Annotated in this window: 14 protein-coding genes and 1 other annotated feature; of the genes, 12 read left to right on the top strand and 2 right to left on the bottom strand. The window is 34.7% G+C overall.

What is annotated here, in order from left to right; all coding sequences use genetic code 11:
• The first annotated feature begins 111 nt into the window (after positions 1-111).
• From HP569_RS04895 to HP569_RS04885, 4 genes are all read left to right on the top strand, one after another.
• Positions 112-1,047 carry a beta-ketoacyl-ACP synthase III gene (locus HP569_RS04895; RefSeq protein WP_182200043.1) on the top strand — a complete coding sequence of 312 codons (936 nt, stop codon included), beginning with the start codon at positions 112-114 and terminating at the stop codon, positions 1,045-1,047.
• A gap of 64 nt (positions 1,048-1,111) precedes the next feature.
• Positions 1,112-2,350: a beta-ketoacyl-ACP synthase II gene (fabF, locus tag HP569_RS04890; protein WP_182200042.1), complete on the top strand. Its 1,239-nt coding sequence runs from the start codon at positions 1,112-1,114 to the stop codon at positions 2,348-2,350.
• A gap of 129 nt (positions 2,351-2,479) precedes the next feature.
• Positions 2,480-2,695, top strand: a complete 216-nt coding sequence (locus HP569_RS14645; RefSeq protein ID WP_484555936.1) for a YuzI family membrane protein — start codon at positions 2,480-2,482, stop codon at positions 2,693-2,695.
• Positions 2,696-2,802: 107 nt separating this feature from the next.
• On the top strand, positions 2,803-3,570 hold the full coding sequence (locus HP569_RS04885) for a DUF3603 family protein (protein WP_182200041.1): 768 nt from the start codon (positions 2,803-2,805) through the stop codon (positions 3,568-3,570).
• Between the two features lie 48 nt (positions 3,571-3,618).
• Here HP569_RS04885 and trpS read toward each other — a convergent pair whose 3' ends face one another.
• Together trpS and HP569_RS04875 are read right to left on the bottom strand one after the other, a co-directional pair.
• Positions 3,619-4,614 carry a tryptophan--tRNA ligase gene (gene trpS / locus HP569_RS04880; RefSeq protein ID WP_182200040.1) on the bottom strand — a complete coding sequence of 332 codons (996 nt, stop codon included), beginning with the start codon at positions 4,612-4,614 and terminating at the stop codon, positions 3,619-3,621.
• Positions 4,615-4,692: 78 nt separating this feature from the next.
• Positions 4,693-4,897, bottom strand: a binding site (T-box leader).
• 44 nt (positions 4,898-4,941) lie between these two features.
• Positions 4,942-5,316 carry a DUF3899 domain-containing protein gene (locus tag HP569_RS04875; RefSeq protein WP_182200039.1) on the bottom strand — a complete coding sequence of 125 codons (375 nt, stop codon included), beginning with the start codon at positions 5,314-5,316 and terminating at the stop codon, positions 4,942-4,944.
• Positions 5,317-5,616: 300 nt separating this feature from the next.
• Here HP569_RS04875 and HP569_RS04870 point away from each other — a divergent pair, with 300 nt between their 5' ends.
• From HP569_RS04870 to spxA, 8 genes are all read left to right on the top strand, one after another.
• Positions 5,617-7,287 (top strand): peptide ABC transporter substrate-binding protein, encoded by a 1,671-nt coding sequence (locus HP569_RS04870; protein ID WP_182200038.1) that lies wholly within the window; start codon positions 5,617-5,619, stop codon positions 7,285-7,287.
• Positions 7,288-7,440: 153 nt separating this feature from the next.
• Positions 7,441-8,370, top strand: coding sequence for an oligopeptide ABC transporter permease (gene opp3b / locus HP569_RS04865; RefSeq protein ID WP_182200037.1), 930 nt, complete (start codon positions 7,441-7,443; stop codon positions 8,368-8,370).
• Entirely contained in the window at positions 8,370-9,515 is a 1,146-nt protein-coding gene (gene opp3C, locus HP569_RS04860) for an oligopeptide ABC transporter permease (RefSeq protein WP_182200036.1), read from the top strand. The genes opp3b and opp3C overlap by 1 nt, the downstream gene beginning before the upstream one ends.
• Positions 9,516-9,529: 14 nt before the next feature.
• Positions 9,530-10,594, top strand: a complete 1,065-nt coding sequence (locus tag HP569_RS04855; protein WP_182200035.1) for an ABC transporter ATP-binding protein — start codon at positions 9,530-9,532, stop codon at positions 10,592-10,594.
• The gene (locus tag HP569_RS04850; protein WP_182200034.1) at positions 10,591-11,523 is read left to right on the top strand and encodes an ABC transporter ATP-binding protein; all 933 of its coding nucleotides are present in this window, start codon (positions 10,591-10,593) and stop codon (positions 11,521-11,523) included. Before HP569_RS04855 ends, HP569_RS04850 begins: the two co-directional genes overlap by 4 nt.
• A gap of 170 nt (positions 11,524-11,693) precedes the next feature.
• Positions 11,694-12,911: a putative glycoside hydrolase gene (locus HP569_RS04845; protein WP_182200033.1), complete on the top strand. Its 1,218-nt coding sequence runs from the start codon at positions 11,694-11,696 to the stop codon at positions 12,909-12,911.
• A 196-nt stretch (positions 12,912-13,107) separates the two neighbouring features.
• Positions 13,108-13,695: a GNAT family N-acetyltransferase gene (locus HP569_RS04840; RefSeq protein WP_182200032.1), complete on the top strand. Its 588-nt coding sequence runs from the start codon at positions 13,108-13,110 to the stop codon at positions 13,693-13,695.
• Between the two features lie 278 nt (positions 13,696-13,973).
• Positions 13,974-14,369 (top strand): transcriptional regulator SpxA, encoded by a 396-nt coding sequence (gene spxA / locus HP569_RS04835; RefSeq protein ID WP_182200031.1) that lies wholly within the window; start codon positions 13,974-13,976, stop codon positions 14,367-14,369.
• Positions 14,370-14,596: the final 227 nt, after the last annotated feature.

Below are 14,596 nucleotides of genomic sequence, written 5' to 3'. Positions count from 1 at the left end.
TTTTAAGTATCAAAACTTGATAAATTAATAAAATTATCGTATATTAGTACCAAGTCTTAATATTTGATGTTAAAAATATAAATTGAATATTTTTTGAGAGGGTTGAAGTATATGAACGCAGGTATAACTGGAGTAGGTAAATACGTTCCAGAAAATATAGTAACGAATCATGATCTAGAAAAAATAGTTGATACAAATGATGAATGGATTCGTACGAGAACAGGTATAGAAGAACGAAGAATTGCAAGTGATGACATAGATACATCTGATATGGCTTATTATGCGTCAGAGCAAGCAATAAGAGACGCGGGAATTAGCCCAACAGATATTGATCTAATATTAATTGCAACAGTTACCCCAGATAAGCCATTTCCAACTGTAGCTTGTATGTTACAGGAGCGTTTGGGTGCAACAAAAGCTGCGGCAATGGATATTAGTGCCGCATGTGCAGGGTTTATGTATGGAGTCATAACAGCAAAACAATTTATAGATACAGGTGTTTATAAACACGTATTAGTTGTGGGAGCAGAGAAACTTTCTAAAATTACTGATTGGACGGATCGAAATACATGTGTATTATTTGGAGACGGGGCTGGAGCAGCTATTATTGGTAATGTGAGTGAGGAGCGAGGAATTAAATCGTTTGAATTAGGAGCTGACGGTGGCGGTGGTAAATACCTTCAGCAAGAAGAGAAATTTATTCAAATGAATGGCAGAGAGGTATTTAAATTTGCTGTAAGACAAATGCCGGAATCGTCTTTGAACGTTGTTAAACAAGCGGGTCTAAATAAAGAAGATGTTGATTACCTCATTCCACACCAAGCGAATATTCGAATCATGGAAGCTGCAAGAAACAAGTTAGATATTCCAGTTGAAAAGATGAATACATCCGTAAAGAAATATGGAAATACATCATCGGCATCTATAGCGATCGCATTAGCAGAAGCAGTTCAAAATGGAGATGTAAAAGATGATGATTTCATCGTATTAGTAGGATTTGGGGGAGGACTCACTTGGGGTGCAGTCGGTTTAAGATGGGGAAAATAAATGATAAAATCTATCATATGTAACAAAATAAATTATTAGATTATCTATATAGGAGGAAATAGGTATGACCAAGAAACGTGTGGTAATAACAGGGATGGGAACTGTGAGCCCATTAGGAAATACAATTGATCAATTATGGTCAAACTTAATAGAAGGAAATTCGGGGATTGATTATTTTACTAAAGTAAATAAAGATGATTTTCCTGCCAAAGTTGGGGCAGAAGTGAAAAATTGGGATCCGACACAATACATGGATAAAAAAGATGTAAAAAGAATGGACTTATTTACCCAATATGCAGTAGCTGCAGCAAAAATGGCCGTGGAAGACGCAAATTTAGAGATTAATGATGAAAATGCATCACGAGTAGGTGTTTGGGTAGGTTCGGGTATTGGAGGTATGACAACTTTTGAGGAACAATATCAAAAGTTCAACGAAAAAGGTTACCGCCGTGTAAGTCCTTTTTTTGTACCGATGTTAATACCTGATATGGCAGCTGGTCAAATTTCCATTCAACTAGGAGCAAAAGGAATTAATTCTTGTACGGTAACGGCATGTGCTACAGGAACAAATTCAATCGGTGATGCTTTTAAAGTAATCGAACGAGGCGATGCCGACTATATGATTACTGGTGGAGCCGAAGCGCCAATAACGGGTATGGCAGTAGCTGGGTTCTCAACTGCTAAAGCTTTATCTTTTAATGATGATCCCAAAACAGCAAGTCGTCCATTCGATAAAAATCGTGATGGATTTGTTATGGGAGAAGGAGCTGGCATTTTAGTGTTAGAATCATTAGAAGCAGCTGAAGCCAGAGGAGCAACTATTTATGCAGAAATTGTTGGATATGGTTCTGCAGCAGATGCTTACCATATTACAGCGCCTGCGCCAGAAGGAGAAGGTGCTGCAAGATCGATGCGTCAGGCTATAGAAGATGCTGAAATTGATGTAACAGCAATAAATTATATTAATGCGCATGGAACAAGCACAGCAATGAACGATTCATTTGAAACGAAATCAGTGAAAACTGTATTTGGTGAACATGCATATCAGCTTGACATGTCATCCACTAAGTCGATGACTGGACATTTATTAGGTGCAGCTGGAGCTGTTGAAGCGATTGCATGTATTAAAGCAATCACAGATAGCATTATTCCACCTACAATAAATTATGAAACAGAAGATCCGGAATGTGATTTGAATTACGTTCCGAATAAAGCAAAAAAGGCTAACGTTTCTTATGCATTAAGTAATTCATTAGGATTTGGTGGACATAATGCAACATTAATCTTCAAAAAATACGAATAGAAAAAGAGCTGTCTAATTGTAGGCAGCTTTTTCTATTCGTATTTTTAATATTGTTTATCATGAAGTCGATGGTATTCTTTTTGATCTGACTCATACAATCTAAACAAAGGACAAGCTAAAAAAAGGAGAATGGTGATGATTTATTTATGCATTTTTTTAATTGGGTTTGGATTTACTGTAGCAGGTAGTGTCACCATGATTCTATATTTGAATTTGATTCCAGCAGGTTTAACATGGATGGAATACTTTAAATTCATAATATCAAGAAGTGAATGTTATCTAGTATTAATCGGAATTATAATAATTTCTGTCACAATACCAAAGCTAGCGCATATAGTAAAATGAATAAATTTTTTTTAGTTGGCCATACTGAATGCTAAATAAAATACAATCCTCTTAATCAAATCATATAGATAAAATTAAATTTGATGAATGGAAGCGAGGGCATACATATGCAATATTTACATGATGTATGGGTGAATTGGTTTGAAGGAGAAGAAAATGGTTACAATGTTTGTGAATTCCATGAATGGCGTAAGTATGATGGAATAGAAATATTGGATCAAGTGCCTATCACTTATGTAGACTCCAAATTATTTCAGCAAATTGAAAACGATTTAACTGACCTTCCTGATATGTTATTAAAGAAAATAAGAAATGCATCGTATCTCCGTAAAAACCAAGACAGAATCCCAATTGAATATGCAACAATTGTAACAAATGGACAATCGGCTTTAGCAATTGATACGATGGGTTATCAAATCCCAATTAGAAAAAGTCGCTTAATCCCTAGACAAGAAAGACTTGTTTTTGAAGCGGTAAAATCATATAAATCATACCAATTTGTTTTAGAAAACAACAACTATGAAAAAACATATCATATTCTCTCTTTACCACCTAAAGCTATGATTGGCTTAACCCGAAGAGAAAGACACTTAAAACAATTGTTAATGATGGTATTAGATCAGTTAAAACAAACAAAAAATACGCAAGAAGTACATTACTGGTTAACAGAGTGGATGCCGAATGAGTATCAATCAATTCAAAAATTGACGTCTTTCGAAGCATGGAACAAACTCTATACTTCGCTTGTTGAAGGATGGTCAAAACAACACGAATTGATCTGTAAAAAAATGGTCAAAGGCCAACCGTTCTTTGAACAATTATGGGAACTAGAACAGAATATGAGAAATAAGCATAAGTATAAGAGAATATTATAAAAAAGTCATTCCTAGCTAAGTAGCTGTGTGGAATGACTTTTCACTTTATTATTTTTTCTTTTTTACTCTCCCTAATCCCATTGCTTTTTTTGCTTTTGCTAATGTTTTGTTTGCTTTATAAGCAGCTTTATCTGCACCAAGATCTAAAATTTCATCAAGTTCTGATGAAACAATTAGTTCGTGATAACGTTTCTGAATCGGCTCTAACAATCCAATCAAAACATCAGCTGTATCTTGCTTAAATACACCATAACCAGCATGTTCATATTTTTTCTCTAATGTTTCAATACTTTCTCCAGTGCAACTTGCATGAATCGTTAGTAAGTTACTTATTCCAGGCTTATTCTCTTTATCAAATCGCACAATACCTTCTGAATCTGTAACTGCACTCTTGATCTTTTTCTCAATTTGTTTTGGATCATCTAGCATAAATATGGAAGCTTTCTGATTTTCGTCAGACTTACTCATTTTCTTTGTCGGTTCTTGTAATGACATAATTCGTGCACCGACTTTCGGAACACTTATTTCGGGAATCGTAAATATATCATTATATTTGTTATTGAATCGTTGCGCCAAAGTCTTAGTTAACTCTAAATGCTGCTTTTGATCTTCTCCTACAGGCACAATATCTGTGTTATAAAGTAGTATGTCTGATACCATAAGCGGAGGGTAAGTTAACAATGCAGAAGATACGGCTTCTTTTCCTGCTGATTTATCTTTAAATTGTGTCATTCGTTCCAATTCACCAATATAACTAATCGTTTGCATCATCCAGCCTAACTGTGTATGCGCACTTACTTCAGATTGAATAAATAATGTTGATTTTTCTGGATCAATACCTACCGCTAAATATAATGCGGCAAGAGAACGAATGTTATCGCGTAACTTCAAGCGATCTTGCGGAACTGTAATTGCGTGTTCGTCAACAATACAAAAATAACAGTCATGATCATCTTGAAGATCAACGAAATGTTTTAAAGCTCCTAAATAGTTTCCTAGTGTTAGTGCACCACTAGGTTGTATACCTGAAAAAATTGTTTTCATTGTTTATCATCCTTTACCTATTCTTTTTATAGCATGGCTCGAAAAAAACCTCTTGAAAATAAAAAAACATATTCCATAGAAAGGGACGATCGAATCGTGGTGCCACCCTTTTTACCTCAGGAATATGAGATCACTCAAATCAGTTAACGCCTGCGTTACGGTTGTTATTACACAACGATGACTCCTGAGTCCCAATTTCATTATTCCGTAGTGTCTGTTCTCAGCTAATCAGACTCTCTGTTATCTAGTGGGAATAAATCCTATACTCAATCGACGTCCAATTTAAATATTAATATAAATTATAATAAAATCATAAAGTAGATGCAACTACATATAATAAAAAACTAACAGTATAGACATGATACATCCAAGCCCAATAGCTTGAAACCGAAATATAGAAACAAGTTTTTCATTAACACGCTTTGATGGTAACGGTTTTTCGTCCCATTCCATTGAGTAGTTTTTTTTGAAAATACTACCACTCGCTTTTCTGAAACCATATGTTACACCGTCGAAAAAACCACCATGAATTGTCATAAATGTTAGCCAAAGTAGTAAGTACCCAACAAAGAAATAAAATATTGTGTTAATTAAATATAGTAATTCAATGGTTCCATCCTTTATAATTGAAATAGTCATAATAACAAATAGGTTAATAAGAAGTATTAAAATGGTTGAATTCATCTTTTTAAAACGTTGCAAGTGTCCACCTCCGTAAAATAATACTAAAAAATAGTATAGCATAAACTCAAAATATTGAGAGTGAAATATGCTAGAAACAAAAGTGTATAAAAAATAAGGAAAATAATTACAACGTTAATAGGTAAAAATAACTATATGTTAATTTTAAATTACTTAAAATTAGGTAAAAATACCTGTTTATTTAAAACAAATGTAAAAAAATAATGCAAAATTGTTTGAAAACTTGTATAATTCATTTTGTGGATATTATCATCTGCAAAATATTTAGAAAATTAAAACTTAGGGGAGGTCATTATTACAATGAGAAAGTCAAATTGGCTATTACTAGTTTTCGGACTAGTACTAACAGTATTCCTTGCGGCTTGTAGTGGTGGTGATGATACATCATCAGATGGCGGTGAAGGAACAGAAGATAGTGCACCAGAACAAGTATTAAACATACTAGAATCGGCACAAATTCCAACAATGGACTCTGCGCAAGCTACTGATGCAGTAGCATTTCAATTCTTAGGTGAAACAATGGAAGGTCTATATCGCCTAGATGAGAATGCGCAACCAATACCTGCTATTGCAGCTGGTGAACCTGAAATCAGTGAAGATGGTACAGAGTGGACAATTCAATTACGAGATGATGCGGTTTGGTCAAACGGAGAACCCGTTGTAGCTGCTGATTTTGTTTTTGCATGGAGACGTGCTGTTGATCCACAAACTGGTTCAGAATATGGTCCGTTTATGATGAACGGTGTACTTAAAAATGCAGAAGCAGTTAATAAGGGAGAAGTTCCAGTAGAAGAATTAGGAGTAGAAGCTGTAAGTGATACAGAATTAAAAATTACACTTGAAAAACCAGTTCCTTACTTCCATAGTTTATTAACTTTCGGAACTTACTTACCACTTAATGAGGCATTTGTTACCGAAAAAGGCGAAGATTATGCATTAAATTCTGATAATTTACTTTATAACGGTCCATTTAAATTAACAGAGTGGGATCCAACTGGTGAAAACCCTGAGCAATGGACACTTGTTAAAAATGCTGATTATTGGGATGCAGAATCAGTAAAATTAGAAAAAATTAATGTAAGTGTTGTAAAAGAAACAAGTACAGCAGTTAACTTATATAACACAGACGAAGTAGACCGTGCAGGTTTATCAGCTGAATATGTAGAAAAGTACGCTGGGTCAGAAGATTACAAATCACTTCCTGAGCCAACATTATTCTACCTAAAGCTTAACCAATCAAATGAAGCGCTTGCAAACCAAAACATTCGTAAAGCAATTGCAATGTCAATTGGTAAACAAGATCTAGTTGATGTTATTTTAGCTAACGGTTCAATTCCTGCTACTGGTGCTGTTCCAAAAGATTTTACAACTCACCCTGAAACAGGTGAAGATTTCCGTGAAATTAATGGTGACTTAATCACTGAAGATAAAGAGGCTGCTAAAGACTTCTGGGCTAAAGGTTTAGAAGAGCTTGGTGTAGACTCTGTAGAGTTGGGTTACCTTGGTGGTGACAGTGATGTAGCATTAGAAATGGATGCTTACATCAAGGATCAGTTAGAAGAAAACTTAGAAGGCCTAACTGTTGAAGTTGTATCTGTCCCATTTGAAGAGCGTATTTCACGTAATGAAAAAGGTGAATATGATATTCAAAACTCTGGTTGGGGTCCTGACTACCTTGATCCTAATACATGGTTAGAAATGTGGACATCTACTTCACCATATATGACAAACAACTATAATAATGAAGAGTATGATTCTTTAATTGCTGAAGCTAACAATGAGCTTTTGACAGATCCAGTAAAACGTTATGAAAACTTCTTAGAGGCAGAGAAAGTATTGATGGAAGATGCTGCTATCGCTCCATTGTACCAACGTTCTCGTGCATATCTATGGAGACCGTCTGTAAAAGGTGTTATCTTCAACCCAATGGGTGCTGACTTCACGTATAAACATGCGTACATTGAAGAGTAAAGAAAAGCAAATTGGGACCAAGATTTAATCTTGGTAAGAGAGTGTACTGCCTTAGCTGGCATATGCTCTCTTTTTCCATTTGTGTGTGTTTTTAGAATTGTTTGAACATTCTTGTCGAATGTTGAAACCTTTATGAACAGGAGGGTTATTATTATGGGTAAATATATTTTAAAGCGGATTGGATACATGCTTATCACGTTATTTATCATTGCCACATTTTCATTTATCCTCATGAAAATGCTTCCCGGATCTCCTCTAACAGCTGAAGAAAAAGTAACAGAAGCTCAGCGAGAAATTATATTAGAAAAATATGGATTGAATGATCCGATTCCGGTCCAATATGTTAGATATCTAGGGAATTTAGCGCAAGGAGATTTAGGTGTTTCATTTCAAATGAAAAACCAACCTGTAACAGATATACTTATGAGTAGAGCACCTATCTCTGCAGAATTAGGTTTTTGGGCTCTAATAGTAGGAACCACATTTGGTATGTTGCTCGGATTAATTGCAGCGATAAGACAGAACTCTTGGATGGATTATGGTTCTAATATAATTTCAGTAATAGGCATATCGATTCCATCGTTTATCTTTGCAGGTTTGCTTCAATATTATATTGGTGTTCAACTAGGATGGCTACCAATTGCGTTCTGGGGAACTCCACAACAAGCAATTATGCCTGTTATCGCTCTAGCCATTTTCCCAATGGCAATATCTGCTCGTTTTCTACGTACAGAAATGATTGAAGTGTTAGGTTCAGATTATATTGTAACTGCGAAAGCAAAAGGTGTATCAAAATTCGCGATTATTTTCAAACACGGTTTACGAAATGCCTTAATACCTTTAATTACTGTAATGGGACCAATGGCAGTAAGCTTAATGACTGGTACGTTAGTTATTGAAAAAATATTTTCTATTCCAGGAATCGGAGAACAGTTTGTTAATTCTGTAACTACAAATGATTTTTCAATCATAATGGGTACAACATTGTTCTTTGCATTTTTGTTCATTGTGATTATTCTAATTATCGATATCTTATACGGTATTATTGATCCAAGGATTCGATTAGCGGGAGGGAAAGACTAATGGATAAAGACAATCTGAATAAAGATCTGTTTGTTCCAGCACAGAAAGATGAAGAAAAAAGCGAGCAAATAAATAGACCAAGTCTTTCCTTCTGGCAAGATGCGTGGATTCGCTTACGTAAGAATGGTGGAGCAATATTTGGTATGGTCGCATTGGTGATCTTAACTTCACTTTCTATTTTTGCTCCAATGTTAACAAGTCATGGCTTAGATGATCAGGACTTAGGCTTATCACGTATGCCTCCTAAAGTACAAGGATTAGAAAATATTGAATGGCTTGGGTTAAATGGTAAGAAATCAGAGACTTTTGAAGCGGATACGGTAGATGCTGCAAAAGACTTAGCACTTGCTCGTTTTTCGCAAGAAGATTTTTCTTATATTGATTTTGATGTGAAAGCTGAAGGAGATGGCTCCGACAATTCTGCGAAAGTAAAAGCAATGTATGATCCATATGCAGATAAACAAGTAGAAGAATACTTCTGGTTTGGTACCGACACATTAGGACGTGATTTATTCACTCGTGTGTGGATGGGTACACGTATTTCGTTATTAATTGCACTAATTGCGGCCTTCATTGATATGGTAGTTGGTGTCGCATATGGCGGTATTTCCGGTTATTTCGGTGGACGAGTTGATAATATTATGCAACGTATTATCGAGATATTAGTAGGTATTCCAAACTTAGTTGTTGTTATTCTGATGATTATGATATTAGATCCGGGTATAACAGCTATAATTATCGCATTAACAATTACCGGGTGGACAGGTATGGCTCGGATTGTGCGTGGGCAAGTATTGAAATTAAAGAATCAAGAGTTTGTACTTGCTTCACAAACACTTGGCTCATCACATACTAGGATTTTAACGAAACATCTGATTCCGAATACAATTGGAATGATTATCATCAACACGATGTTTACCATTCCAAATGCAATATTTTTTGAGGCCTTTTTAAGTTTTATTGGATTAGGGCTACAAGCACCTGATGCATCTTTGGGTACATTAATTAACGATGGATTTAAAGCTTTACAAATTAATCCACATATTATGATATTCCCTGCAATTGTTATGTCACTAATTATGATTGGATTTAACATTCTAGCAGACGGACTTCGTGATGCATTAGATCCGAAAATGCGCGAATAGGAGGTAATAATGAGATGGAAAACATTTTAGAAGTAAATAATTTACATGTTTCCTTTGATACGTATGGAGGAGAAGTGAAAGCTGTTCGCGGTGTTTCTTTTGACTTGAAAAAAGGAGAAACACTAGCAATTGTTGGTGAATCTGGCTCTGGTAAGTCTGTTACAACTAGAGCTATAGCACGTCTTATTCCATCCCCTCCTGGGCGTATTAAAGAAGGCGAAATACTATTTGATGGAAAAGATTTAGCTAAATTAAGTGATAAACAAATGCAAGCAGTCAGAGGAAAAGATATTTCAACAATCTTTCAAGATCCAATGACATCATTAAACCCAACCATGAAGATTGGTACTCAAATAATGGAAGGTTTAATTAAACACCAAAAAATGAGCAAATCTCAAGCGAAAGAACGAACCATTGAGCTTTTAGAGTTAGTAGGACTTCCGAGTGCAAGTGAGCGAGTAAATCAATATCCACACCAGTTCTCAGGTGGACAACGCCAGCGTATAGTAATTGCAATCGCATTGGCATGTAATCCTAAGATACTCATTGCGGACGAACCAACAACAGCTTTAGATGTTACGATTCAAGCGCAAATTTTGGAGTTAATGAAAGATATTCAGAAGAAAACAGAAAGCTCAATCATATTTATTACACATGATCTTGGTGTAGTGGCAAACGTAGCAGATCGTGTAGCTGTTATGTATGCTGGTAAAATTGTTGAAATTGGAACTGCAGATGAAATTTTCTATAATCCTAAACATCCATATACATGGGGCCTTATAGGTTCTATGCCAACTTTGGATAGTACAGAGGAAAGCTTAGTAGCTATCCCAGGATCGCCACCAGATATGCTTAATCCACCAAAAGGAGATGCATTTGCACCTCGTAATGATTTTGCATTAGAGATTGACAAAGAATTGGAACCACCTATGTTTAAAGTATCTGATACACATTATGCTGCTACATGGTTATTGCATGAATATGCACCGGATGTGGAGCCTCCAGAAGCGGTAAAACGTCGAATGAAGGGATTCGCTAACACAGGTGCTGCTTCAAGTGGGGAAGGTGATCAAGCATGAGCCAGGAAAAGTTATTAGAAGTAAAAAATCTTAAACAGCATTTTAAAACAGGTAGACATAGTGTTGTTAAAGCTGTAGATGGTATTTCCTTTGATATTTATAAAGGTGAAACATTTGGCTTAGTAGGTGAATCTGGTTGTGGTAAATCAACTACTGGACGTAGTATCATTCGTCTTTACAATGCAACGGATGGCCAAGTAACTTTTGGTGGTGAAGATGTTCATGGGAAGAAATCAAAAGCTAAATTGAAAGAATTTAATCAAAAGATGCAAATGATTTTCCAAGACCCATATGCTTCATTAAACCCGCGCATGACCGTAATGGACATTATCGCAGAAGGATTAGATATACACGGACTAGTTAACAATCAACAGGAGCGTAAAGCACGTGTCCATGATTTATTAGAACGTGTCGGATTAAACAAAGAGCATGCTAGTCGTTATCCACATGAATTTAGTGGTGGGCAGCGCCAACGTATAGGTATAGCTCGCGCATTAGCTGTAGATCCTGAGTTTATTATTGCAGACGAACCAATTTCTGCTTTAGATGTGTCCATCCAAGCTCAAGTAGTAAACTTATTGAAAGATTTGCAGAAGGAACATGGTTATACGTATTTATTCATTGCCCACGATCTTTCTATGGTGAAGTATATTAGTGATCGAATCGGTGTAATGTACTTCGGAAAAATGGTTGAATTGGCAGATAGTGAAGAATTATATAAAAATCCACTTCATCCATATACAAAATCGTTACTTTCAGCGATTCCATTACCAGATCCTGATTATGAGCGAAATCGTGTGCGTACGGAATATAATCCAGCTGATCATGATACAAGTGAAACTCCTGAATTTAGAGAAATTCGTCCGAATCACTGGGTATTGTGTACAACAAAAGAATTTGAAGCTTACAAAAAAGAAATTAAGAACTAGAAAGAATAAAAGCTTTCCATCGAAGGATGGGAAGTTTTTTTCTTTTTATAATAATTTAGAAATAAAATTGAAACATAAAAAAATGTAAAACCGCGTATGAATTTGTCACTATTTCCTATATAATATAAATTATGAAATAAGTTTTATTAAAAGTAGGGGAGTATGATTACATGAGCAAACAGCAACTTAAGATTACAATGATAATAAGCATTTTATTGGCTGTAGTAATTTTTCCATTATCGATCTCAGCCGATGAAGATCAAGAAACGCTTATAGCAAAAAACCATAGTAGCAACCAAATTAAGTTAACCACCTACGATACAAAACAGCAATTTGCTCGCTTTGTCTATGACTCGGGCTTAACCTTCAATTATCCTGATGCTGTACGTGGTATTTATGTGACCGGACATTCAGCAGGTGGTAGTAGATTTGAGCAATTAATTAAACTAATTAATAATTCAGAGTTGAACACAATGGTTATTGATATTAAAGATGACCATGGTAATTTAACTTTTAAGCCTGACAAAGACTCTCCTTATTATGACATTGCGAAAAACTTTATTAAAGATCCACGTAAAATGCTTGAAGTATTAGAGAAGCATCAGATTTATCCTATAGCTAGAATTGTAGTCTTTAAAGATACAGTTTTAGCGGAAAAACGACCAGATTTATCGTTTACTGATAACGGAAAGGTTTGGGCAAATGGTAAAAACGAATCATTTGTTAGTCCTTTTCAGAAAGAAGTATGGGAATATAACGTTGAAATAGCTAAAATGGCAGTTGAATTAGGATTTCAAGATATTCAATTCGATTATGTAAGGTTCCCTGAAGGCTTTGAGAAGAGAGATAAGGAATTAACTTACACATTAGGTGACTATAAAGATTCAGATATGAACAATATTAAGAAACGTGTACAAGCAGTTACAGATTTCGTAAGTTACGCAAAGGAATCATTACATACGTATGGTGTGGATGTCTCAGTTGATATATTTGGATATGCGGCAACGATTGAAGAAACACCGGGAATTGGACAGAATTTCTCGAAAATTTCTTCCAATGTTGATGTCATCTCATCGATGATCTATCCAAGCCATTGGACACCATACTTTGGAATCAACTTTCCTGATAAAGAGCCGTATAAGTTAGTTTCCGCTTATAGTAAATTAGAAAATGAAGTCTTAGGTGCATTAGACAATCCACCTATCTCAAGACCTTGGATCCAAGACTTTGAGGCGCCTTGGCTGTATAGTGGAGCAACAAAACAGTATGGAGTAGCAGAGGTGGAAGCGCAAATAAGAGCATTAAACGAAAACAATATTAATGAGTTTCTATTATGGAATGCAGGAAATTCTTATACAGAAGGTGTAGACTATACACCTTTAGATTAGTTGAAAAACCTCTCTTTCGTGTGTGATAGAGAGGTTTTCTAACTATATACGCATAATATTGTTTTAATTAAGCATTATAAGGGTATATGAATGCAGAAACAATTTAAAGGAAGTTAACAAATAAAAGTAGATTAGCTATACTAGTTAAGGGAAGCATATTTGTAATTTAGACAAAAAAACTAAAGGGAGAAGAAACATGAATTGGTATGAAAAATTGAATGAGTATTTTCCAATTGAAGAAATGAAGTCTCAAGAGCATATGGAGATACTTTTAAAAGAAAAAAGCGATGTGTATTATAAAGATGAAGGGCCTTATCATGTCATGATGTATGCTGAATTTAATACATTCCTTTTCATTGATTACCTATATGTATCGGCTCAATCAAGAGGACAAGGTTTAGGTCACAAGTTATTAGATAAGTTAAAACAAAAACAAAAACCGATTATTTTAGAAGTAGAACCAATCGATTATGAGGATACCGATTCTCAGAAACGATTGCGTTTCTATCACAGAGAAGGATTTTTACATGCACAATCCATTGGCTTTAGTCGCCGTTCTTTTGCAACAAATGAACAAAGTCAATTAGAGATTCTTTATTGGTCACCAAATAATGAAGATGAAGAAACAATCTACAAACAAATGTGCAAGATTTATGAGAATATTCATACGTATAAAGATGAAGAAGTATATGGCCAATCATATGAAACTACTGAAGAAGCTTTAACGTATGATAAAGACCGTGGCATGGATGATATATTTGTTACGTTAAAAGACAAAGCATAAGGATGAAAAACCATGTTGATATACAGCATGGTTTTTTATGTTAATGTATAAAAAAATAAAAAAAATTTAATAAAAAGGTTTAGCCTTGATTTTGTGGTGGAATACAGTAAATGTGTTACTTAAGATGAAATGTGTAATTTCTAAGTAAATTTGATTGACGATATATCGAAATATTGACAATTGTAGTATACTAAATATAGATTATTTATTTAAAGTGATTTTAATTTAATAATCTTTAAATTAAAGGTAAAAATAAATATATTGAGGAGTGAAGTAACATGGTAACACTTTATACCTCACCAAGCTGTACATCTTGTCGGAAAGCTAAAGCGTGGTTGGAAACTCATGATATTCCCTTCGTTGAAAGAAATATTTTCTCCGATACACTGACTTTGGATGAGATTAAAGAAATTTTTAGAATGACAGAAGACGGAACAGAAGAAATTATTTCAACAAGATCAAAAGTTTTTCAAAAGCTAAGTGTTGACTTCGACCAAATGCCATTAAAAGATTTATTTGATTTAATCAAAGATAACCCTGCTATACTAAGACGTCCAATCATTATTGATGAAAAGCGTCTACAAGTTGGTTATAATGAGGATGAAATAAGAAGATTTCTACCAAGAAAAGTTCGTACATTATACTTACGTGAAGCACAGCGTATGGTTAATTAATATGAAAACACGCAGATCCTTTAAAATGGTCTGCGTTTTTCTGTGTATGATTTATGCTTGAAAATAAATAATTTTATTTTTTTAGGCATTTCTATTTTCAATTATATCTGATTTATCATAAAATAGAGTATAGTTAATAATTTATCCTAATATGATTAAATGTTATTTCAAGCGGGTAAGGTATAATAGGTGAAGTAATCCCTTCCACCTAATATATTTTAGAAGGG

Origin of the sequence: Paraliobacillus salinarum, from assembly GCF_014083865.1 — a bacterium.
Taxonomy (GTDB): Bacteria; Bacillota; Bacilli; order Bacillales; family Amphibacillaceae; genus Paraliobacillus; species Paraliobacillus salinarum.
The sequence above is the reverse complement of the archived record's forward strand: the minus strand, read 5'-3'. Positions and strand labels throughout refer to the sequence as shown.